Below are 20,668 nucleotides of genomic sequence, written 5' to 3' on the forward strand. Positions count from 1 at the left end.
CGAGCAGGCTCGCTCCCACAGGGGAATGCATTGCAGCAGGGGAATGCATCTCAAATGTGGGAGCGAGCCTGCTCGCGAAGGGGCCGGCAAAAGCACCGCACATCTGTCATGAACGCCACTTGTCTGCGACATGACGTCGTTTCATATGTCATCCAAAAGCGGTTGGGTTAGAATGCCCCCCTTTTCTGCCCCCGATCCTTGAGGACCGCCATGTTCAGCCGTGATTTGACTATTGCCAAGTACGACGCCGACCTTTTTGCCGCCATGGAGCAAGAAGCTCAGCGTCAGGAAGAACACATTGAGCTGATCGCTTCGGAAAACTACACCAGCCCAGCGGTGATGGAAGCTCAAGGCTCGGTCCTGACCAACAAGTACGCCGAAGGCTATCCGGGCAAGCGTTACTACGGTGGTTGCGAATACGTGGACGTGGTTGAACAACTGGCCATCGACCGTGCCAAGGAACTGTTCGGTGCTGATTACGCCAACGTTCAGCCGCACGCCGGTTCCCAAGCCAACGCCGCTGTTTACCTGGCTCTGCTGCAAGGTGGCGACACCATTCTGGGCATGAGCCTGGCCCATGGCGGTCACCTGACCCACGGCGCCAGCGTTTCCTCCTCGGGCAAGCTGTACAACGCCGTTCAATACGGTATCGATGCCAACGGCCTGATCGACTACGACGAAGTCGAGCGCCTGGCGGTCGAGCACAAGCCGAAAATGATCGTTGCCGGTTTCTCGGCCTACTCGCAGATCCTCGACTTCCCGCGCTTCCGCGAGATCGCTGACAAGGTTGGCGCCTACCTGTTCGTCGACATGGCTCACGTCGCCGGTCTGGTTGCCGCTGGTGTCTACCCGAACCCGGTGCCGTTCGCCGACGTCGTGACCACCACCACGCACAAGACCCTGCGCGGTCCACGTGGCGGTCTGATCCTGGCCAAAGCGAACGCCGAGATCGAGAAGAAGCTCAACTCCGCAGTGTTCCCGGGCGCCCAGGGTGGCCCGCTGGAGCACGTGATCGCGGCCAAGGCGATCTGCTTCAAGGAAGCGCTGCAGCCTGAGTTCAAGGCTTACCAGCAACAAGTGGTGAAGAACGCCAAGGCCATGGCCGAAGTGTTCATCGCGCGCGGTTTCGACGTGGTTTCGGGCGGTACTGAAAACCACCTGTTCCTGCTGTCGCTGATCAAGCAGGACATCTCCGGTAAAGACGCCGACGCCGCTCTGGGCAAAGCGTTCATCACCGTGAACAAGAACTCCGTGCCTAACGATCCACGCTCGCCGTTCGTCACCTCCGGCCTGCGCTTCGGTACTCCGGCTGTGACCACTCGCGGTTTCAAAGAGGCTGAGTGCAAAGAGCTGGCCGGCTGGATCTGCGACATCCTGGCTGACCTGAACAACGAAGCGGTGATCGACGCCGTTCGCGAGAAAGTCAAAGCCATCTGCAAGAAACTGCCGGTGTACGGCGCTTAAATGCGACGTTAAACCCGCAGTATGGAAAACCGGCCAAGTGATTGGCCGGTTTTTTTTCGCCTGCAATTCACCTGTAGGAGCTGCCGAAGGCTGCGATCTTTTGATCTGGATTTTATAAACAAGATCAAAAGATCGCAGCCTTCGGCAGCTCCTACGCGGCTTTGGCCGCTGGTCAGACCGGTCATGCCAATTTCATGCTTTCCCCTTGTAATCAGGAAAAAACCAAGCCTAGACTGCGCCTGCACTGGACATACCGGTAAGACCACAATAATTAAGTCCTGCATCCGATGCGCAACGCGTGCGGCAGCCAGGACACCGACCCAGGATCCTCCCATGCTCAGATGGTGCTCGCGTTCAATCTTCCTTCAAGTGGTTCTCGGACTGATGCTCGGCATCGTCTGCGGGCTGACCCTTCCTGAATACTCCGCTCAGCTCAAACCGCTCGGCGATGGCTTCATCAAACTGATCAAGATGCTGATTGGCCTGATCGTGTTCTGCGTGGTGGTCAGCGGCATCAGCGGCGCGGGCGATCTGAAGAAGGTCGGGCGCATCGGCCTCAAGTCGGTGATCTACTTCGAAGTGCTGACCACCATCGCCTTGGTGATCGGTCTGGTGTTCGCCTTCAGCACCGGCATTGGCAGCGGCGCGAACATTCATCTGGAGCAGCTCTCCAGCGCCGACATGGGCGACCTCGCCGAGCGCAGCCAGCACATGCACACCACCACGCAATTTCTGATGGACCTGATCCCGACCTCGGTGATCGGTGCCTTCGCTGACAACAATATCTTGCAAGTGCTGCTGTTCTCGGTGCTGTTCGGCAGTGCACTGAATCTGGTTGGCGAAGCGGCTTCCGGGATTTCGCGGCTGATCAACGAACTCAGCCACGTGATCTTCCGCATCATGGGCATGATCGTCCGGCTGGCGCCGATCGGCGTATTCGGCGCCATCGCCTTCACCACCAGCAAATACGGTCTCGACTCGCTGCAGCACCTGGGCAGTCTGGTCGGTCTGTTCTACCTGACCTGCATCGCCTTCGTCGCGCTGATCCTCGGTCTGGTGATGCGCGTCTCCGGCCTGCGCATGTGGCCGCTGCTCAAGTACCTGCGGGAAGAACTGCTGATCGTCATGGGCACCGCCTCTTCCGACGCCGTGCTGCCGCAGATCATGCGCAAGCTCGAACACCTCGGTATCGGCAGCTCGACGGTCGGTCTGGTGATCCCGACCGGGTACTCGTTCAACCTCGACGGTTTCTCGATTTACCTGACCCTGGCCATCGTGTTCATCGCCAATGCCACCGGCACACCGCTGGCGATGACCGACTTGCTGACCATTCTGCTGGTGTCGCTGATTACCTCCAAAGGCGCCCACGGCATTCCCGGTTCGGCGCTGGTGATTCTCGCCGCGACGCTGACGGCGATCCCGGCGATTCCCGTGGTCGGCCTGGTGCTGGTGTTGGCCGTGGACTGGTTCATGGGCATCGGCCGCGCGCTGACCAATCTGATCGGCAACTGCGTCGCCACCGTGGCCATCGCCCGCTGGGAAAAGGACATCGACGTGCAGCGCGCGAACAAGGTGCTCAACGGCGAGCAGGGCTATAACTTTCAACCGCGAAAAACCGTCGCTCCGGCGGCGGCCAAAGAATTCTGAATGAGTGCCGTGCCAGCCAATGCGCAGGCACGGCGCAGGGAGCCAATACGTGATTACAACTTCAACCGTCGTCAATTCAGTGGTGGAGAAACTCCGCGCCGCGTTGGCCCGAGGCCAGTGGCGCTCCGGCGACATGCTGCCGGGCCAGCGTGAACTGGCCGAACAGCTGGGCATCAGCCGGCCGAGCCTGCGCGAAGCGGTGATCGTGCTGGAAACACTCGGCCTGGTGCGCTCGATGCCGGGCAAAGGCGTGGTCGTCCTCGATGCGCAACTCAGCGACAGCCAGAGCCACGACAGCGCAGTCGCCGGGGCGAGCCTGGAAGATGTGCTGCAACTGCGCTACACCCTCGAGCCGTTCATTGTCGGGCTGGTTGCGCAATCGATCAGCAGCAAGGAGGTCGGCCAGTTGCGCCTGACCCTGATGGACATGCGCGAAGCCCTCGAGGCCGGTGACAGTGAAGCCGGGGTCAGCGCCTACATCGCCTTTCACGAAGAACTGTTCACGCTGACCTCGAACCCGATTTTCCAGAGCGTGGTGCAGCAGACCAGCAACGCGCTCAAGCAAAGTGCCGAAGTGTTGCGCAATTCACCGGAACATCTGGCCGAACGCCTGGAAGAAAACGAAGCCGTGGTCCGCGCGATCCGCAGCAAGAACAGCGCTCAGGCCAGCGCCGAAATGCGTCGGCACATTCTGCGCGAAGGCCAGCGCATGGGCGTTGAGCTGAACATCCCGGACGACAACCTGCCCACCTGATTTGCCAGGAGAACGGCCATGAACAGTTTTGCTTCAGCCTCGCATGCCGATTCGACCGCCCTGCCCGTCTCTCGCCTGCGCATGCCGGTGGAGGAGTTGTATCCGCGACTGTTCGACGCGATTCTCGAGCAGCGTATCGATGAAGACAGCCGGTTCACCGAGGACAGTCTGCAAGCGATGTTCGGCGCCGGCCGCGCCGATGTACGGCGGGTGCTGACGCAGTTGTCCCATGAGCAGATCGTGGTATTGCGCGCCAATCATCGACCACGAGTGGCCGCGCCTGATCGGGAGCTGATCCGGCAGACCTTGCATGCGCGACGGCTGGCTGAGAACACCTTGGTGCGGTTGGCCTGTCAGCGTCCGCAGCCAGACGATTTGAAATGCTTGCGCACGTTGATAGAGCGCGAGAAGCGCGCCATCGAGCAGGATCGGCGCGGGGCGGCGATTCGGTTATCGGGGGAGTTTCATTTGCAGTTGGCACGGATGGCGGGAAATCTGCCGTTGGCGCATTTTCTGCGCAGTCTGGTGCCGTTGACGTCGTTGGCGATTGCGCGGAGTCGGTGCCCGACGCGCAGCTGTTGCGCGTGGCAGGAGCATTTGGCGTTGGTTGAGGTTGTGGAGCGAGGTGATGCTGCTAAGGCAGAGGGGCTGATGAATCGGCATCTGGATCATCTTGAGCAGACACTGCTGGGTTCAGATCTTGAGCATTGTGCTGTCGGTTAGACCGCCTTCGCGAGCAGGCTCGCTCCCACAGTGGATTGCATTCCTTCTGACAGAATGCGTTCTACTGTGGGAGCGAGCCTGCTCGCGAAGAGGCCCGTTGAGCTATTGAAATTATCAGGCTTGTTGCGCTGCAACCCTGGCAAACCCCGCCCGAATCTTCTCTTCCGGCAAGTCATCGGCGATAAACACGATCACACTCTCGCGCGTTTCGCCCTCGGCCCATTCAGTGTCCCAGTCGAAACCATAGAGTTTCAGCACACCCTGAAACACCAGGCGCCGATCTTCGCCAGCAATGTTCAGCACGCCTTTGTAGCGCAGCAATTGCTTGCCGTGCTCTTCCAGCAACTCGTTCATGAACTCGCTGAGCTGATCGATATCCAGCGCCTGATCGGTGCGCAGCACCAGGCTGGAGATGCGATCGATCGACGGCGCCTTGCTCACCGGACGCAAGCTCAAACCGCCGCCCAGGTCAGCATTGAGGTTGAAACCACGCACATCCAGCAGTTCAGCCAGATCGATGTTGCCATGCTCGACCACGCGGATCGGCGCGCGGCGGTTGATTCGCGTAAGGCGCTCGCTCAGCGCGGTGAACGTCGGCTCATCGACCAGATCGGTCTTGCTTACCAGCAGACGATCGGCGAAACCGATCTGCGCCTGGGCGATGGTCTGAGTCAGGTGCACGTCGGCGTGGGCGGCGTCGACCAGGGTGATGATGCCGTCGAGCAGGTAACGCTCGCGCAGCTCTTCGTCGATGAAAAAGGTCTGCGCCACCGGTGCCGGATCGGCGAGACCGGTGCACTCGATCACCAGACGATCGAAGGCGATCTCGCCGCTGTCCAGGCGCTCGAGCAGCAAGTACAGCGCCTTGGTCAGATCGGTGTGAATGGTGCAGCAGACGCAGCCGTTGGCCAGGGTCATGACCTGCACCGGCTCGTCACCCAGCAACTGAGTGTCGATGCCGGCGTCGCTGAATTCGTTTTCAATCACGGCGATTTTCAGGCCGTGCTCGGCTTTCAATAAATGACGCAGCAAAGTGGTCTTGCCGGCGCCGAGGAAACCGCTGAGGACCGTTACCGGAATGGGAGAAGACAAAACCCGATCTCCTGAAAAGAATACAAAAACAACTGTGGGAGCGAGCCTGCTCGCGAAAGCGGTGTGTCAGTCAAATCCTTCATCAACTGACACTCCGTATTCGCGAGCAGGCTCGCTCCCACAGGGGATTACCTCAACCGCAGGCTGTCAGCTCAACAGCACTTCGGCCCACCCTTGCCACCGTAACGGGCTTCCTGACGTTCGCGAAAGAACATCTCGTAGCTCATCACCGGTTTGTCCGGGTGTTTGGTTTGCATATGCTCGACGTAGGTGTCGTAGTCGGGCATGCCGACCATCAGGCGCGCGGCCTGACCGAGGTATTTACCGAGGCGACTCAGGTCATTGAACATGCTGCAATCCTCTGGTTACGCATCCGGCAGGGCCTGGAATGGCGATTCTTTATCCGTACGCTCTTTTTTGCCCCAGGCGGCGATGCCGACCTTGAGCGCATAGAACAGGATGCTGAACACCACGAACAGGAACAGCGCGGTGAGTGTGGCGTTGGTGTAGGCGTTGAAGATCACGTGCTGCATCTGCTCGACGCTTTTCGCCGGCGCCAGCACCTGACCGTTGGCCAGCGCATCGCTGTACTTCTTGGCCAGGGACAGGAAGCCGATCGCCGGGTTGGCGTCGAACAGCTTGATGAAGCCAGCAGTGGTGGTGCAGATCAACAGCCAGGTGGCCGGCAACAGGGTGACCCAGATGTAGCGCTGGCGCTTCATCTTGATCAGGACCACGGTGCCGAGCATCAGCGCGATACCGGCGAGCATCTGGTTGGAGATGCCGAACAATGGCCACAGGGTGTTGATGCCGCCCAGTGGATCGATCACGCCCTGATACAGCAACCAGCCCCACATCGCCACACAACCGGCGGTGGCGATCAGGTTGGCGGTCCAGGATTCGGTGCGTTTCAGCGCCGGTACGAAGGAGCCGAGCAGATCCTGCAGCATGAAACGCCCGGCACGGGTACCGGCGTCCACAGCGGTGAGGATGAACAGCGCTTCGAACAGGATCGCGAAGTGGTACCAGAACGCCATGGTGTTTTCACCCGGCAGGACACTGTGCAGGATCTGCGCAATACCGACCGCCAGGGTCGGCGCACCGCCAGCACGGGCCAGAATGGTGGTTTCACCGATGTCGTGGGCCACGGCTTGCAGCGCCTCCGGCGTGATCGCGAAGCCCCAGCTGGTGACCATTTGCGCCACTGACGCGGCATCACTGCCGACCACGGCGGCCGGGCTGTTCATGGCGAAGTACACGCCTGGCTCGATCACCGAAGCGGCAACCATGGCCATGATCGCCACGAACGATTCCATCAGCATGCCGCCGTAACCGATGTAGCGGGCGTTGGTTTCGTTATCCAGCAGCTTCGGCGTGGTGCCCGATGAGATCAACGCGTGGAAACCCGATACCGCACCGCAAGCGATGGTGATGAACAGGAACGGGAACAGACCGCCCTTCCACACCGGGCCGGTGCCGTCGACGAACTGGGTCAGTGCCGGCATTTTCAGCTCGGGCATGGTCACCAGAATACCGATCGCCAGGGCGACGATGGTGCCGATCTTGAGGAAGGTCGACAGGTAGTCACGTGGTGCCAGAATCAGCCAGACCGGCAGCGACGCGGCGACAAAACCGTAACCGACCAGCATCCAGGTAATCTGCACACCGGTGAAAGTGAAGGCTTTGGCCCATACCGGATCGGCAGCAATCTGCCCGCCCAGCCAGATCGAGCCGAGCAGCAGCAACACACCGACCACGGAGATCTCGCCGATGCGGCCCGGGCGGATGTAGCGCATGTAGATGCCCATGAACATCGCGATCGGGATGGTCGCCATCACGGTGAAGATGCCCCACGGGCTCTCGGCGAGGGCCTTGACCACGATCAGCGCCAGCACCGCGAGGATGATGATCATGATCAGGAAGCAGCCGAACAGTGCGATGGTCCCGGGAATCCGGCCCATCTCTTCACGCACCATGTCGCCCAGGGAACGGCCGTTGCGTCGGGTCGACATGAACAGGACCATGAAGTCCTGCACCGCGCCCGCCAGCACCACACCGGCAATCAGCCAGAGTGTGCCGGGCAGATACCCCATCTGCGCCGCCAGCACCGGACCGACTAGTGGCCCCGCGCCAGCGATGGCCGCGAAGTGGTGACCGAAAAGAATGTGTTTGTTGGTCGGCACGTAGTCCAGACCATCGTTGTTGAGCACGGCGGGGGTGGCCCGACGCGGATCCAGTTGCATCACGTTGTTGGCGATGAACAGACTGTAGTAACGGTACGCAACCAGATAAATGGCCACGGCAGCGACCACAATCCACAAGGCGTTGATCGCCTCGCCGCGGCGCAATGCCACTACGCCAAGGGCGCACGCTCCTACGATTGCCAGCACGAGCCAGGGTAAGTGGCGCAGCAGGCTATTATTATTTTTCATTTTATTATTCCAGCCAGGGTGGACAAGAAAGACAGCCACCCCGAGTTTAGCGCTTACGGCGCCAAAGGCCATACCCCGACATAGGTCTAGACGCTTGAGCGATTGGCTGGCGCCCGCATTCGCGGTCTATAGTCAGCGAACCTTCATGAGGATTGCGCCATGAGCGAGCACCCCGCCAATCGACGTCGTTTCAAACGTATTGCGTTCGATGCCCGAACCGAGCTGAAACAGGGCGAGTACATCTGGCCGGTCAAACTGATCGACCTGTCTCTCAAGGGCCTGCTGATCGAGCGACCGGAGCCGTGGCTCGGGGATAAAGAGCAGGACTTCCTAGTCGACATTCATCTGAGCGAAGACGTCGATATAGAAATGGACGTGCATCTGGCCCACGAGGAAAACGGCCACTTGGGGTTCATCTGCCGGCACATCAGCCTGGAATCGATCCAGCGCCTGCGCCGGTTGATCGAACTGAATCTGGCGGATGAGGCAGAACTGGAGCGCGAACTGGGTGCGCTGATCGAAATCTGACTTGCCCCCTGTAGGAGCTGCCGAAGGCTGCGATCTTTTGATTTTGTTTCAAGATCAAAAGATCGCAGCCTTCGGCAGCTCCTACACAGGGGATTGTGGTTACTCGAAGAGTGCGTCGAGGGCCTGTTCCAGACGCGTCACGGCGATGATCTGCAAGCCGGGAGGCGATTCCTTCGGAGCATTACCCTTCGGCACGATGGCGCGTTTGAAACCGTGCTTGGCCGCTTCTTTCAGCCGCTCCTGCCCGCTCGGCACCGGGCGCACTTCGCCAGACAGGCCGACTTCGCCGAACACCAGCAGATCATGCGGTAACGGCCGATTGCGCAAACTCGACATCACCGCCGCCATCAACGCCAGATCCGACGCTGTCTCCAGCACCTTCACGCCACCGACCACGTTGAGGAAGACGTCCTGATCGTGGGTCGGAATCCCGCCGTGGCGGTGCAACACCGCGAGTAACATAGCCAATCGGTTCTGATCCAGGCCCAGCGTCACCCGACGCGGGTTGGCCAGATGGCTGTCGTCGACCAGCGCCTGCACTTCCACCAGCATCGGTCGGGTGCCTTCCCACGTCGCCATGACCACACTGCCCGGGACTTCTTCCTGAGCGCGGGTAAGAAAAATCGCCGATGGGTTGGAGACTTCTTTCAGGCCCTTGTCGGTCATGCCGAACACGCCCAATTCGTTGACCGCGCCAAAACGGTTCTTCACCGCACGCAGCAGACGCAGACGACCATCGGATTCACCTTCGAAATACAGCACGGTATCGACCATGTGTTCCAGAACACGCGGACCGGCCAAGGCGCCCTCTTTGGTGACGTGGCCGACGAGGAAGATCGCCGTGCCGCTCTGCTTGGCGTAACGCACCAGCAGCGCCGCACTTTCACGCACCTGCGACACGCCGCCCGGCGCCGATTGCAGCTGTTCGGTGAAGATGGTCTGGATCGAGTCGATCACCATGACCTTGGGCTTTTCCTGGCGAGCGGTGGCGATGATGGTTTCGATGCAGGTTTCGGTCATCACCCGCAGTTGATCCTGCGGCAGGCCGAGACGGCGGGCGCGCATCGCCACCTGCTGCTGGGATTCCTCACCAGTGACGTACAGCGCCGGCATGCTTTTGGCCAGATTGCACAGGGTTTGCAACAGAATGGTCGATTTGCCGATCCCCGGATCACCGCCGATCAGCACAACCGAGCCATCGACCAGACCACCGCCGAGCACGCGATCGAGCTCACCGGAGGCGGTGGAAAAACGTGGAATCTCTTCGATGCTGACTTCGGCGAGCGTCTTGATCTGTGCCTGCTGCCCTGCCCAACCGGTGCGCCCGGTGGGTGCCGTGGCGCCGCCGCTTTCGATCATGGTTTCGGTCAGGGTGTTCCAGGCACCGCACTCGCCGCACTGCCCGGCCCACTTGGGAAAGGTTGCGCCGCACTCGGTGCAGCCGTACATGCGCTTGGCCTTGGCCATCAGAACCCCCGGAACAAAAGACGCGATGATAACGCAGCCACCGCCGATCAGCGCGGCGCAGCGGTACGGATTTCGCCGCTGGCCAGACGTGCGGCGCTGTTGCCCAGCGGATCCTCGGCATTGAGGTCGGCGCCCTTGGCTTTCAACGCATCAAGCAATTCCAGACGCTTGAACAGCCCGGCGTACATCGCCGCTGTCTGTCCGGCGCCGTTACGCTGGTCGGGGCTGCAATCGCTGGCCATCAGGCGTCGGGCGATCTGTAATTCACCTTTGAATATCGCGCCCATCAGCGCCGTGTTACCGCGTTGATCCTGAGCGCAGGCGTCCGCGCCCGCTGCCAACAGTCGCTCAACCGCCGGCGCCTGACCGTGATAGGCCGCCAGAATCAGCGCGGTGTAACCCTTGCTGTCGCGGGTATCGAGGGAATAGCCAGACTCGATAAAGGTCTCGAGCATCGGCACATCACCCCGGCGGGCGGCGTCGAAGTAGTAATCCTGCAACTGCGCCTTGATCGCTTCGGGGCTCTGCTCGACCGGGGTTGCCCACGCAGTAAGCGACAGGCACCCGGCCAGGCACAAAAGAAAAATACGCATCGGGCTCTCTCCTTGAACGCACGCGAGGCCGCACTGGCCCTCGCGTGCGCCGCATCGCTATCAGTCGGTCAATTTCGCCGCCAATGCTTTCACGCGGTTGAGGTCGCCCTTGGCCACTTCGGTCACACCGCTGCCGTACTCAGGGTCGGCCTTGTACAGGAACGACAGGATGATGTGCTTGCTCTCGTCATCGGTGGTGGCCAGCGAGCCGCCGAAGCTGTCGATCAGGTCGCGGCGTTCCTGCTTGCTGTACGAGCGATACAGATCACCGGCCTGCTTGAAGTTCTGCTCACGCTGGATCTTCGCCTGCTGCGTGCTGCCCGACAGCGCCGACTGGCTGTAACGCGCCGCTGGCGTTTCTTCACGCGGTTGCAGGCGGCTTGGCTGGTAGTTGACGCCGGACTGGCTGGCGCCGAAATTCATCGCACCATCCTGATTGCCATTGTTCACTGCGGTTTTCGGTGCGTTGATCGGCAATTGCAAAGCGTTGGCGCCGAGGCGATACATCTGCGTATCGGCATAAGAGAACACTCGCCCCTGCAACAAGCGGTCTTCCGAAGGTTCGATACCCGGAACTACGTTGGCTGGAGCCATGGCAACTTGTTCGGTTTCCTGGAAGACATTGGCCGGATTACGGTTCAGGACCATTTGTCCAACTTTGCGCTCGGCAATACCCGGCCAGATCTTGGTTGCATCCAGTGGATCGAAATCAAACTTGGACAAATCCTGTGGCTTGAGAACCTGCACGTACAAGTCCCACTTCGGAAAGTTGCCCTTGTTGATATTACTGACCAAGTCGTTGGTCATATGACTGTAATCCTGACCCTGAACTTCGCTGACTTGTTTTGGCGTGAGATTCTTGATGCCTTGAAGACTCTTCCAGTGAAACTTCACGTAGTGAACTTCATTCTTGGCATTGATCAGCTTATAGGCATGAACACCATTGCCATCCATTTCCCGATAACTGGCCGGAGTGCCGTAGTTGGAATACAACTCGGTCAGCGTGCGGGTGGCTTCCGGTACATGGGAGAAGAAATCGAACCGGCGCGAATCGTCATCGAGGTTGGTGCGCGGATCGGGCTTGAAGGCGTGCACCATGTCCGGGAATTTGATCGCATCGCGGATGAAGAAGGTCGGGAAGTTGTTGCCGACCAGATCCCAATTGCCGTCAGCGGTGTAGAACTTGGTGGCGAAACCCCGCGGGTCGCGCAGGGTTTCCGGGGAATGGTTGCCATGCACCACCGCCGAGAAACGCACGAATACCGGCGTGCTCTGGCCTGCGGCGAACACCTTGGCCTTGCTCAGGTCGCTGAGGTCATCGGTCACGGTGAAGGTGCCGTGAGCGCCAGTGCCGCGTGCATGTACGACGCGCTCGGGGATGCGTTCACGATCGAAGCGCTGCAGCTTCTGGATCAGTTGCACATCCTGCAGCAGCACCGGGCCGTTGGCGCCGGCAGTTTGCGAGTTCTGATTGTCACCGACTGCCGCGCCGTTATCGCGGGTCAGCGGAGCGGCGTTGACCGAAAAGGTCAGCAGCCCGGCAGTCAGTACGCCGAAGGTGCGGCGGAAGGGAAAAGCCCCCAGTCCAGGAATGGATGTCATATCAGGTTCCTCTGGTTTTATTGGGCGCATCCAGGTGCGCCATACCAAGGCTAGAGGCCTGTGCCGCAGAACATAAATAGAAAGAACGTAACACCATGATTGAAGAAATTGGCTTTCCCGTCAGCGGGTTAGCGCGTATTCCGCGCGCGATTGCTGGCAATTTGCAAACTAATCGTCAATCGATGTGTCGATAAAAACGGGCATTGTAAGAAGGTGTTTCGCGCAGGAGGCGTTTCGCTGATTTACACTGCCAACACCAAACTCATCTGTAACAAGGAAATAACTATGGGCGTGCTTAGCGAGTTCAAGGCCTTCGCGGTCAAAGGCAATGTGGTCGACATGGCCGTCGGTATCATCATCGGCGCGGCGTTTGGCAAAATCGTTTCGTCGTTTGTCGGCGACGTGATCATGCCGCCGATTGGCCTGTTGATCGGTGGAGTGGACTTCAGTGATCTGGCTGTCACGCTCAAAGCAGCCCAGGGCGATGCGCCCGCAGTGGTGCTGGCTTACGGCAAATTCCTGCAGACGGTGCTGGATTTCGTGATTGTCGCTTTCGCGATTTTCATGGGTGTCAAAGCCATCAACCGCCTCAAACGTGAAGAAGCCGTAGCACCGACCGCGCCGCCGATCCCGAGCAAGGAAGAACAACTGCTGGGCGAAATTCGCGACCTGCTCAAGGCGCAGAACGAGCGGCCCTGAGGCATTCGGTAGTCATCAAAACGGCACCCGCGGGTGCCGTTTTCGTTACCAGTAATTTTCCACCGCAACCTGCCCCGGCTTGCGCGTCAGGCTCAGGCGCATGTCGCGCTGTTTCAGCAAGGCGCGGGTGTCGTCGATCATCTGCGGGTTGCCGCACAACATCACACGCGAATGCTCTGGCGAGAGCTCAACGCCCGCCGCGCGTTCCAGTTCGCCGTTTTCAATCAGCGTAGTAATCCGGCCCTGCAGCGCGCCTGGATGCGCTTCGCGGGTCACAGTGGGGATGAATTGCAGCTTGTGGGCGTATTCGCTCAGATAGTCCCGTTGCGCCAACCCGGCGATCAACTCCTGATAAGCCAGTTCCCGCGCCTCCCGCACGCTGTAAACCAGAATGATCCGCTCGAATTTCTCCCAGACCTCGAAGTCCTGCAGGATCGACAGAAACGGTGCCACCCCGGTGCCGGTGGACAGTAACCACAGGTCTCGGCCATCGACAAAGCGATCCAGCGTCAGGTAGCCGAACGCCTGGCGTTCTACCATCAAGCTGTCGCCGACCTGGAGCCGGCTCAGCTCACTGGTGAATTCGCCGCCCGGCACGACGATGGAAAAGAACTCGAGAAACTCGTCGAACGGCGACGACACCATCGAATAGGCGCGCCAGACCATGCTGCCATCGGCCTTGGTGACGCCCAGCCGGGCGAACTGGCCGGCACGGAAGCGAAAGCCGGGGTCGCGGCTGGTGCGCAGCGTGAACAGGTTCGGCGTCAACGGTTGCACATCGAGCAAGGTCTGGGTGGTGTACTTCTCGGCACTGGCAGTCATGAGGCACTCCTTGAAACGATTGCCTATAGTGTCCCGCAAAACCGCGCTGCCAAACACCTGCCAACGGTAATGATATTGACAGAATCAGCGCTGCACATTCGATGTGATGTCAATTTTAGATCTAGAGTAATAACTTTAAGATGGCAGTTAAAATATAACAGCGCGTATTGCTAAGAACACTTTATAAAAAACATCAAAGTTTCAATCTCGAAAAAATGTAAGGCGTTTCGCAGGAAAGATCCTACACTTCGATTCGTGCCGGATCTTTTGGATCCATTCCGCACCCCGATATCAAGATACAGAGGCAAAGTTCATGGAAACGTGGAAGGAATCACAATTGAAACAACTGACATTTGCCAAAGGCATTGAAGCGGCATACCCGATACTGCTGAGATTTGCCGAGAATCTGGGCTTTAACTACTGTGCAATAGCAGTGACGTCCCCTCATCGTGATGTCCACCTGAATGCCTTGCAGATCAATAACTACCCTAAAGAATGGAACATTCAGTACAACAAAGAGAACTTCCGCAATATTGATCCGGTAATAGCGCATTGCAATCACTCAATATTACCCATCGTCTGGGAAGAAAGAGTCTTCAACGATGCACCCGAGTTGTGGCAGGCGTTGAAACAGAATGGGCTGCAGCATGGCTGGTCGCAGGCCTTTCATGACGAAACCAGCGGTTTGTGCAGCATCATCAGTCTGGCTCGAACCCACTGCCCGATCAGCCCGCTCGAACTGTATGAGCATTACGGTTATCTGTTTTTTGCCAACCGACACTTCAGTGACCTGTATGCCCGCACCGTTCCCACACCGGCCAAACCCAGCAAACCGAGGCTATCGTCCCGGGAACTGGAGATCATGAAATTGTCCGCCATGGGCAAGACCGCTCACGATATTTCGAGAATCCTCAGCCTGAGCGAACGCACCGTTAACTATCACGTACAAAACGTCATCGAAAAATTCAACGTCTGCAACAAGATTTCCGCAGTGATTGCCGCCGCTCGTGCCGGGATTATCTGACTGACGAGCGATATCGCACGGTAATCCTGCGAGTATTTACGCGCAAAAAAACGTACCATTCAGGCCTTTCCGAGTGATGACGCAACCTGCTTGCATCGCAGTCCACTCGGTCGGATCCCGTCGCACCATCTGCCGGCAACGGGATATCTGCCGAATATCCTGAGTCCCCGCCCCATGCCCTTGCTCGAAACGCCTTTCGCCCAGCTCGACCTGATCCGCCAGCCTGAACAGCAGAATGAACCGCTGCAAGCCTTCGATGCGGCGGACGAATACCTGCTCAATCATCTCGCCAGCGGACAACCTCAGAGCAGCACCCGCGTGCTGGTGCTCAATGACAGCTTTGGCGCCTTGGCGATCAGCCTGCTGGGCAAGGTCGAGGTGAGCAGCAGCGGCGACTCGTTCCTCGGTTTCGTCGGGCTGGAAAAGAATCTGCTACGCAATGGCCAGGCGTTCGATGCGATCCGTCCGATTCCGGCCAGTGAGCCTTTGGTCGGGCCGTTTGACCGGGTGCTGATCCGCGTTCCCAAGACGCTGGCGCTATTGGAAGAGCAGTTGATCCGCCTGCAAGGGCAACTCGCGCCGGGCGCGCAAGTGATCGCCGCCGCCATGGTCAAGCATCTGCCGCGCGCTGCCGGCGATCTGCTCGATCGCTACATTGGCCCGGTGCAGGCGTCGCTGGCCGTGAAGAAAGCCCGACTGCTGATCGCCACGCCTGAAAGCAAAGCGCCCGCCACATCGCCCTATCCGACTCGTTATCGTCTCGACGAACCAGCGATCGAATTGCTCAACCACGCCAACGTGTTCTGCCGCGAAGGCCTCGACATCGGCACTCGCGCGTTTCTGCCGCATCTGCCAAAGAACCTTGGCCACGCGCGAGTCGCCGATCTCGGTTGCGGCAACGGTGTTCTGGCAATCGCCAGCGCCTTGCAGAACCCGGATGCGCATTACACGCTGGTCGACGAATCGTTCATGGCGGTGCAATCGGCTGCCGAGAACTGGCGCGCGGCATTGGGCGATCGCGAAGTGATCGTGCGCGCTGGCGATGGTCTGGCCGGGCAGGCGCCGCAGTCGCTGGACGTGGTGCTGTGCAACCCACCGTTCCATCAGCAACAGGTGGTCGGCGATTTCCTCGCCTGGCGCATGTTCCAGCAGGCGCGCGAGGCGCTGGTGGTCGGCGGTGCGCTGTACATTGTCGGCAATCGGCATCTGGGCTATCACAGCAAACTGGCGCGCTTGTTTCGTGGCGTCGAGCAAGTGGCGGCCACGCCGAAATTCGTCATCCTCAAAGCGCGCAAATAAATCTGCGGCATAAAAAAACCCTCCGTGAGGAGGGTCGCAAGTCCATACCCGAAGGCGCCGGGACGGGATATTTCAGTGGGTGGTCAAACCCGCGGCATTCATGAACATGCGCATCAGGCTGGCGGCGATGAACAACACGCCGACACTGCCAACCCAGATCAGGGCCAACCAGCCGAGCCGCTGCCACAGCGGTTTTTTTTCGGCTTCTTCAATGTCGTGCAGGGAATGTTTGCCGGTCATTGCATCGATCTCCGTTAAGCCAAGGCGTCACTGCGGACGCCTTCGCGAGCAGGCTCGCTCCCACAGGGCAAGCCCAGCATTGGATTAGTGATAACCATCTTCGTGGGTCACCTTGCCGCGGAACACGTAGTAGCTCCAGAAGGTATAACCCAGGATGAACGGAATGATGAACAGCGTGCCGACCAGCATGAAGCCCTGACTTTGCGGCGGCGCGGCGGCGTCCCAGATCGAGATCGACGGCGGCACGATGTTCGGCCACAGGCTGATGCCCAAGCCACTGTAGCCGAGGAAGATCAGCACCAGGGTCAGCAGGAACGGCGTGTAGTTGGCGTTACGTGCCACCGCGCGGATCAGGCCGTACAAAGTGACCAGCACCAGAATCGGCACCGGCATGAACCAGAACAGATTCGGCATGCTGAACCAGCGTGAGGCGATTTCCGGATGCGACAGGGGTGTCCACAGGCTGACGATACCGATTACCGCCAGCAGCACGAACGCCAGCGGCCGCGCCAGGTCGTGCATCTGTTCCTGCAACTTGCCTTCGGTTTTCATGATCAGCCAGGTGCAGCCGAGCAAGGCATAGGCCACCACCAGCGCCGCGCCGCAGAACAGCGTGAACGGTGTCAGCCAGTCCAGTGAACCTCCAGCGAACTGGCGATTGACCACCGGCAGACCATCGATGAACGCTCCCAGCGCCACGCCCTGAAAGAACGTCGCCGCGATCGAACCACCGATGAATGCCTTGTCCCACAGATGACGTTTTTCATCCTTCGCCTTGAAGCGGAACTCGAAGGCCACGCCGCGAAAGATCAGGCCCATCAGCATGAAGATCAGCGGCAGGTACAGCGCCGACAACACCACCGAATAGGCCAGCGGGAAGGCGCCGAACAACGCCGCCCCGCCCAGCACCAGCCAGGTTTCGTTGCCGTCCCATACAGGGGCGACCGTATTCATCATCACGTCGCGATCGGTCTTGCCGGGCACGAACGGGAAGAGAATGCCGATGCCCAGGTCGAAGCCGTCCATAACCACGTACATCATGATGCCGAAGATGATGATCACGGCCCAGATCAGCGGAAGATCGATACCCATGAGTCAAATCTCCTTGGTCAAGCGAGTGTTGTCTTCGTGCTCGCCCTCGGCCGGATCATCGGCTGCGGACAACGGACGCGCCGGGGTGCGTTTCTTGCCTGGACCACCGTCCGGCGTTTCACTGCCTTCGCTGATCTTCGGCCCTTTGCGCACCAGGCGCATCATGTAGCCGAGCCCGGCGCCGAACAGCGCGAAATACACCACTACGAACATGATCAGGGTGATGCTCATCTGCATGAAGCTGTGGTTGGACGAAGCATCTGCGGTGCGCATCAGGCCATAGACCACCCACGGTTGACGGCCGATTTCCGTGGTGAACCAACCGGCAAGAATTGCGATCAGGCCGGACGGCCCCATCCACAACGCCAGATGCAGGAACGGCCGCGAGGTATACAGCGAGTCACGCTTGCGCAGCCACAGACTCCACAAACCGGTGAAGATCATCAGGAAACCGAGGCCGACCATGATCCGGAACGACCAGAACACGATGGTCGAATTCGGCCGGTCTTCCGGTGGAAATTCCTTCAGCGCCGGTACTTGTTTATCCAGCGAGTGGGTCAGAATCAGGCTGCCGAGGTAGGGAATCTCTACGGCGAACTTGGTGCGTTCCTCTTTCATGTCCGGCCAGCCGAACAGGATCAGCGGCGTCGCTTCGTCGCCATGGTTTTCCCAGTGGCCTTCGATCGCAGCGATTTTCGCTGGCTGATGCTTGAGCGTGTTGAGGCCGTGGAAGTCGCCGATCACAGCCTGGATCGGCGCGACGATCAATGCCATCCACATGGCCATCGATAGCATGGTGCGGATCGCCGGGTTGTCTCTGCCGCGCAGCAGGTGCCAGGCCGCTGACGAACCGACGAAGAACGCCGTGGCGACGAACGCCGCCGTGGCCATGTGCATCAGCCGGTAAGGGAACGACGGGTTGAAGATGATTGCCAGCCAGTCGGTGGGGATCACCTGACCGTTGACGATTTCAAAGCCTTGCGGGGTCTGCATCCAGCTGTTGGAGGCGAGAATCCAGAAGGTCGAAATCAGCGTGCCGATCGCTACCATCACCGTCGAGAAGAAGTGCAGGCCGCGCCCGACCTTGTTCCAGCCGAACAGCATGACGCCAAGGAAACCGGCCTCAAGGAAGAACGCGGTGAGCACTTCATAGGTCAGCAACGGCCCGGTGACGGCACCGGCGAAGTCGGAAAAACGACTCCAGTTGGTGCCGAACTGATAAGCCATGACCAGCCCGGAAACCACGCCCATGCCGAAGTTGACGGCAAAAATCTTCGACCAGAAATGGTAGAGATCGCGGTAGGTGTCGTTGCGGGTCTTCAGCCACAAGCCTTCGAGCACCGCCAGGTAACTCGCCAGGCCAATGGTGATGGCCGGGAACAGAATGTGGAACGAGATGGTGAACGCGAACTGAATTCGGGCGAGATCCAGAGCCTCTAAACCGAACATATGGCTTCCTCTGTCAGGTAATACGGGTAGCTGGCCCGGAGGCCTGCACCACTGCCCCCACGGATATGGAGTGCGGCGAATTCGGATTCGTTCTTTTTTTGCAACCATCGCAACGCAGGGAGTCTGGCCAAATGGCCGCCAGATCAGTTCCGATCGGAGTCTTGATCTGGATCAAGCAACGTTGAAAGAGTAGTCCCATTTTTACCAATGAACTGCGTGGTGGTTTGCCGCGTGACAAGTTGCCTCACTCCCCCGTGGCGAGGGGATTTATCCCCGTTCGGCTGCGCAGCAGTCGTCGCTTCCAGCTTTTGGGGCCGCTGCGCGACCCAACGGGGATAAATCCCCTCACCACAGGGTTGATTGTCAGCATGAAAGATCGATGTCTGGCTAACTGAATTGTTTCTCGTAGCAACTTCCTGTTACAGACTGGTGATAATCTCGCCGTTCACTCGCCCAAGACTGCCTTCAGATGCCCATTCAAGAGCCCCTGCTGCTACGTCACCATCGTCCATTCATGGCCTTTTGGCTGGCGCGGATTTTCACCGCCAGCGGTTTCCAGATGCTCACCGTGGCGATCGGCTGGAATCTGTATCAACTGACCGGCAACGTGCTGGATCTGGGCCTGGTCGGGCTGGTCGAATTCGCCCCGCGCGTGCTGTTCATGCTGCACACCGGGCACGTTGCCGATCGCTATGATCGGCGCAAGGTCGCCGCGCTTTGCCAGTCGTTGCAGGCATTGATTGCCTTGGCGCTGGCCATCGGCAGCGCCACCGATCACGTCACCCGCGAGATGATTTTCATCCTCGCCTTCCTGCTCGGCGCCGCCCGTTCGTTCGAGATGCCGACGACTCAGGCCTTGCTGCCCAGCATCGTCCCCAGTGCGCTTTTCCCCCGTGCAGTTGCCGCCGCGCAATCGGCGCAGCAGTCGGCCACTATCGTCGCTCCGGCTCTTGGCGGTTTGCTCTATGCGTTCGGCAGCGTCTGGGTCTACGGCCCGACCGTGCTGCTGTACGTGATCGCCTGCGCGCTGATGCTCAACCTACCGGCACGCCAGACGCCATTGAATAAAGGCAAAGCCACGCTGGACTCGCTGTTGGCAGGGATTCGCTTCATCCGCAGCCGCCCGGACATCCTCGGAGCGATCTCGCTGGACCTGTTCGCCGTGTTGCTCGGTGGCGCCACAGCGCTGCTGCCGGTGTTCGCCAAGGACATTCTGCTGACCGGCCCGTGGGGCCTTGGCCTGTTGCGCTCGGCGCCGGCGGTGGGTGCGTTGCTGATGTCGCTGTTTCTGGCGCGATTTGCCGTGGAACGCAATGTCGGCCGGGTGATGTTCACCGCCGTCGGCATCTTCGGCGTCGCCACTATCGCGTTTGGTTTGTCGACCTCGTTCTGGTTCTCCCTGGCGGTGCTGGTGGTGCTCGGCGCAGCGGACATGATCAGCATGGTCATCCGTGCCTCGTTCGTGCAACTGGAAACCCCCGACGAAATGCGCGGCCGGGTCAGCGCGGTGAACGGGCTGTTCATCGGCGCATCGAACCAGTTGGGCGAATTCGAATCCGGCCTCACCGCCCACTGGTTCGGCACCGTGCCGGCGGTGGTCATGGGCGGGATCGGCACGCTGGTGGTGACGGGGACGTGGATCAAACTGTTTCCGACGTTGGCGAATCGGGATCGGATGCATGTGCCGGTGGAAGAGAAGGTCTGAGTTTTTTGGAAAAAACTCACCTGCTTAGCACTTATT

General features: G+C 59.6%; 19 protein-coding genes. 9 read left to right on the forward strand and 10 right to left on the reverse strand.

The features are described 5' to 3' along the window. Positions 1 to 210: 210 nt before the first annotated feature. The 4 genes from glyA to AC0Z5Z_RS14745 all read left to right on the forward strand — a co-directional run bounded on the left by glyA (position 211) and on the right by AC0Z5Z_RS14745 (position 4,588). Positions 211 to 1,464: a serine hydroxymethyltransferase gene (gene glyA, locus AC0Z5Z_RS14730; RefSeq protein ID WP_041477786.1), complete on the forward strand. Its 1,254-nt coding sequence runs from the start codon at positions 211 to 213 to the stop codon at positions 1,462 to 1,464. Positions 1,465 to 1,797: 333 nt separating this feature from the next. Beyond that, positions 1,798 to 3,111 carry a C4-dicarboxylate transporter DctA gene (locus AC0Z5Z_RS14735; protein WP_150742265.1) on the forward strand — a complete coding sequence of 438 codons (1,314 nt, stop codon included), beginning with the start codon at positions 1,798 to 1,800 and terminating at the stop codon, positions 3,109 to 3,111. 49 nt (positions 3,112 to 3,160) lie between these two features. Further along, positions 3,161 to 3,865, forward strand: a complete 705-nt coding sequence (locus tag AC0Z5Z_RS14740; protein WP_016773102.1) for a FadR/GntR family transcriptional regulator — start codon at positions 3,161 to 3,163, stop codon at positions 3,863 to 3,865. 18 nt (positions 3,866 to 3,883) lie between these two features. Next, positions 3,884 to 4,588 carry a GntR family transcriptional regulator gene (locus AC0Z5Z_RS14745; protein WP_485611247.1) on the forward strand — a complete coding sequence of 235 codons (705 nt, stop codon included), beginning with the start codon at positions 3,884 to 3,886 and terminating at the stop codon, positions 4,586 to 4,588. 114 nt (positions 4,589 to 4,702) lie between these two features. Here AC0Z5Z_RS14745 and yjiA read toward each other — a convergent pair whose 3' ends face one another. From yjiA to AC0Z5Z_RS14760, 3 genes are all read right to left on the reverse strand, one after another. Beyond that, positions 4,703 to 5,680, reverse strand: a complete 978-nt coding sequence (gene yjiA / locus AC0Z5Z_RS14750) for a GTPase (RefSeq protein WP_207808204.1) — start codon at positions 5,678 to 5,680, stop codon at positions 4,703 to 4,705. Positions 5,681 to 5,832: 152 nt separating this feature from the next. Next, positions 5,833 to 6,030, reverse strand: a complete 198-nt coding sequence (locus AC0Z5Z_RS14755; RefSeq protein WP_003228401.1) for a YbdD/YjiX family protein — start codon at positions 6,028 to 6,030, stop codon at positions 5,833 to 5,835. Positions 6,031 to 6,045: 15 nt separating this feature from the next. Next, a complete protein-coding gene (locus AC0Z5Z_RS14760) occupies positions 6,046 to 8,112 on the reverse strand; it encodes a carbon starvation CstA family protein (protein ID WP_041477781.1) in 2,067 nt (688 codons plus the stop codon). A 159-nt stretch (positions 8,113 to 8,271) separates the two neighbouring features. On the opposite strand from AC0Z5Z_RS14760, the gene AC0Z5Z_RS14765 reads away from it, so the two are divergent. Next, a complete protein-coding gene (locus tag AC0Z5Z_RS14765; RefSeq protein WP_041477779.1) occupies positions 8,272 to 8,640 on the forward strand; it encodes a PilZ domain-containing protein in 369 nt (122 codons plus the stop codon). A gap of 99 nt (positions 8,641 to 8,739) precedes the next feature. Here the strand turns inward: AC0Z5Z_RS14765 and radA are convergent, their stop codons facing one another. The 3 genes from radA to katB are packed head-to-tail and all read right to left on the reverse strand — an operon-like array spanning position 8,740 to position 12,302. Continuing rightward, the gene (radA, locus tag AC0Z5Z_RS14770) at positions 8,740 to 10,107 is read right to left on the reverse strand and encodes a DNA repair protein RadA (protein ID WP_007909773.1); all 1,368 of its coding nucleotides are present in this window, start codon (positions 10,105 to 10,107) and stop codon (positions 8,740 to 8,742) included. A gap of 47 nt (positions 10,108 to 10,154) precedes the next feature. Next, a complete protein-coding gene (locus AC0Z5Z_RS14775) occupies positions 10,155 to 10,700 on the reverse strand; it encodes an ankyrin repeat domain-containing protein (protein WP_460138355.1) in 546 nt (181 codons plus the stop codon). A gap of 60 nt (positions 10,701 to 10,760) precedes the next feature. Then, positions 10,761 to 12,302: a catalase KatB gene (gene katB / locus AC0Z5Z_RS14780; RefSeq protein ID WP_485611248.1), complete on the reverse strand. Its 1,542-nt coding sequence runs from the start codon at positions 12,300 to 12,302 to the stop codon at positions 10,761 to 10,763. A gap of 285 nt (positions 12,303 to 12,587) precedes the next feature. On the opposite strand from katB, the gene mscL reads away from it, so the two are divergent. Further along, the gene (gene mscL, locus AC0Z5Z_RS14785; protein WP_024014404.1) at positions 12,588 to 13,001 is read left to right on the forward strand and encodes a large-conductance mechanosensitive channel protein MscL; all 414 of its coding nucleotides are present in this window, start codon (positions 12,588 to 12,590) and stop codon (positions 12,999 to 13,001) included. Positions 13,002 to 13,046: 45 nt separating this feature from the next. Here the strand turns inward: mscL and AC0Z5Z_RS14790 are convergent, their stop codons facing one another. After that, the gene (locus AC0Z5Z_RS14790) at positions 13,047 to 13,823 is read right to left on the reverse strand and encodes a ferredoxin--NADP reductase (RefSeq protein WP_095181864.1); all 777 of its coding nucleotides are present in this window, start codon (positions 13,821 to 13,823) and stop codon (positions 13,047 to 13,049) included. Between the two features lie 313 nt (positions 13,824 to 14,136). Here AC0Z5Z_RS14790 and AC0Z5Z_RS14795 point away from each other — a divergent pair, with 313 nt between their 5' ends. Next, complete coding sequence (locus tag AC0Z5Z_RS14795; protein WP_041477771.1) at positions 14,137 to 14,847, forward strand: autoinducer binding domain-containing protein; 711 nt, start codon at positions 14,137 to 14,139, stop codon at positions 14,845 to 14,847. 174 nt (positions 14,848 to 15,021) lie between these two features. Then, positions 15,022 to 16,146 (forward strand): methyltransferase, encoded by a 1,125-nt coding sequence (locus AC0Z5Z_RS14800; RefSeq protein WP_485611249.1) that lies wholly within the window; start codon positions 15,022 to 15,024, stop codon positions 16,144 to 16,146. 72 nt (positions 16,147 to 16,218) lie between these two features. Here the strand turns inward: AC0Z5Z_RS14800 and AC0Z5Z_RS14805 are convergent, their stop codons facing one another. From AC0Z5Z_RS14805 to AC0Z5Z_RS14815, 3 genes are all read right to left on the reverse strand, one after another. Continuing rightward, the gene (locus tag AC0Z5Z_RS14805; RefSeq protein WP_016773090.1) at positions 16,219 to 16,386 is read right to left on the reverse strand and encodes a DUF2474 domain-containing protein; all 168 of its coding nucleotides are present in this window, start codon (positions 16,384 to 16,386) and stop codon (positions 16,219 to 16,221) included. Positions 16,387 to 16,470: 84 nt separating this feature from the next. Further along, a complete protein-coding gene (cydB, locus tag AC0Z5Z_RS14810; protein ID WP_016773089.1) occupies positions 16,471 to 17,478 on the reverse strand; it encodes a cytochrome d ubiquinol oxidase subunit II in 1,008 nt (335 codons plus the stop codon). A gap of 3 nt (positions 17,479 to 17,481) precedes the next feature. Continuing rightward, positions 17,482 to 18,927, reverse strand: coding sequence for a cytochrome ubiquinol oxidase subunit I (locus AC0Z5Z_RS14815; protein WP_024014409.1), 1,446 nt, complete (start codon positions 18,925 to 18,927; stop codon positions 17,482 to 17,484). Positions 18,928 to 19,396: 469 nt separating this feature from the next. On the opposite strand from AC0Z5Z_RS14815, the gene AC0Z5Z_RS14820 reads away from it, so the two are divergent. Next, a complete protein-coding gene (locus tag AC0Z5Z_RS14820; protein ID WP_150742272.1) occupies positions 19,397 to 20,632 on the forward strand; it encodes an MFS transporter in 1,236 nt (411 codons plus the stop codon). Positions 20,633 to 20,668: the final 36 nt, after the last annotated feature.

It is taken from the genome of Pseudomonas sp. 1L-E-NC-VB-C3 (genome assembly GCF_057291535.1).

What these genes read in the sequence shown, in the direction of transcription:
- glyA (WP_041477786.1), top strand. Translation starts at nt 211, where the DNA reads ATGTTCAGCCGTGATTTGACTATTGCCAAGTACGACGCCGACCTTTTT.
- AC0Z5Z_RS14735 (WP_150742265.1), top strand. Translation starts at nt 1,798, where the DNA reads ATGCTCAGATGGTGCTCGCGTTCAATCTTCCTTCAAGTGGTTCTCGGA.
- AC0Z5Z_RS14745 (WP_485611247.1), top strand. Translation starts at nt 3,884, where the DNA reads ATGAACAGTTTTGCTTCAGCCTCGCATGCCGATTCGACCGCCCTGCCC.
- AC0Z5Z_RS14755 (WP_003228401.1), bottom strand. Translation starts at nt 6,030, where the DNA reads ATGTTCAATGACCTGAGTCGCCTCGGTAAATACCTCGGTCAGGCCGCG.
- AC0Z5Z_RS14760 (WP_041477781.1), bottom strand. Translation starts at nt 8,112, where the DNA reads ATGAAAAATAATAATAGCCTGCTGCGCCACTTACCCTGGCTCGTGCTG.
- AC0Z5Z_RS14765 (WP_041477779.1), top strand. Translation starts at nt 8,272, where the DNA reads ATGAGCGAGCACCCCGCCAATCGACGTCGTTTCAAACGTATTGCGTTC.
- radA (WP_007909773.1), bottom strand. Translation starts at nt 10,107, where the DNA reads ATGGCCAAGGCCAAGCGCATGTACGGCTGCACCGAGTGCGGCGCAACC.
- AC0Z5Z_RS14775 (WP_460138355.1), bottom strand. Translation starts at nt 10,700, where the DNA reads ATGCGTATTTTTCTTTTGTGCCTGGCCGGGTGCCTGTCGCTTACTGCG.
- katB (WP_485611248.1), bottom strand. Translation starts at nt 12,302, where the DNA reads ATGACATCCATTCCTGGACTGGGGGCTTTTCCCTTCCGCCGCACCTTC.
- mscL (WP_024014404.1), top strand. Translation starts at nt 12,588, where the DNA reads ATGGGCGTGCTTAGCGAGTTCAAGGCCTTCGCGGTCAAAGGCAATGTG.
- AC0Z5Z_RS14790 (WP_095181864.1), bottom strand. Translation starts at nt 13,823, where the DNA reads ATGACTGCCAGTGCCGAGAAGTACACCACCCAGACCTTGCTCGATGTG.
- AC0Z5Z_RS14795 (WP_041477771.1), top strand. Translation starts at nt 14,137, where the DNA reads ATGGAAACGTGGAAGGAATCACAATTGAAACAACTGACATTTGCCAAA.
- AC0Z5Z_RS14800 (WP_485611249.1), top strand. Translation starts at nt 15,022, where the DNA reads ATGCCCTTGCTCGAAACGCCTTTCGCCCAGCTCGACCTGATCCGCCAG.
- AC0Z5Z_RS14805 (WP_016773090.1), bottom strand. Translation starts at nt 16,386, where the DNA reads ATGACCGGCAAACATTCCCTGCACGACATTGAAGAAGCCGAAAAAAAA.
- cydB (WP_016773089.1), bottom strand. Translation starts at nt 17,478, where the DNA reads ATGGGTATCGATCTTCCGCTGATCTGGGCCGTGATCATCATCTTCGGC.
- AC0Z5Z_RS14815 (WP_024014409.1), bottom strand. Translation starts at nt 18,927, where the DNA reads ATGTTCGGTTTAGAGGCTCTGGATCTCGCCCGAATTCAGTTCGCGTTC.
- AC0Z5Z_RS14820 (WP_150742272.1), top strand. Translation starts at nt 19,397, where the DNA reads ATGCCCATTCAAGAGCCCCTGCTGCTACGTCACCATCGTCCATTCATG.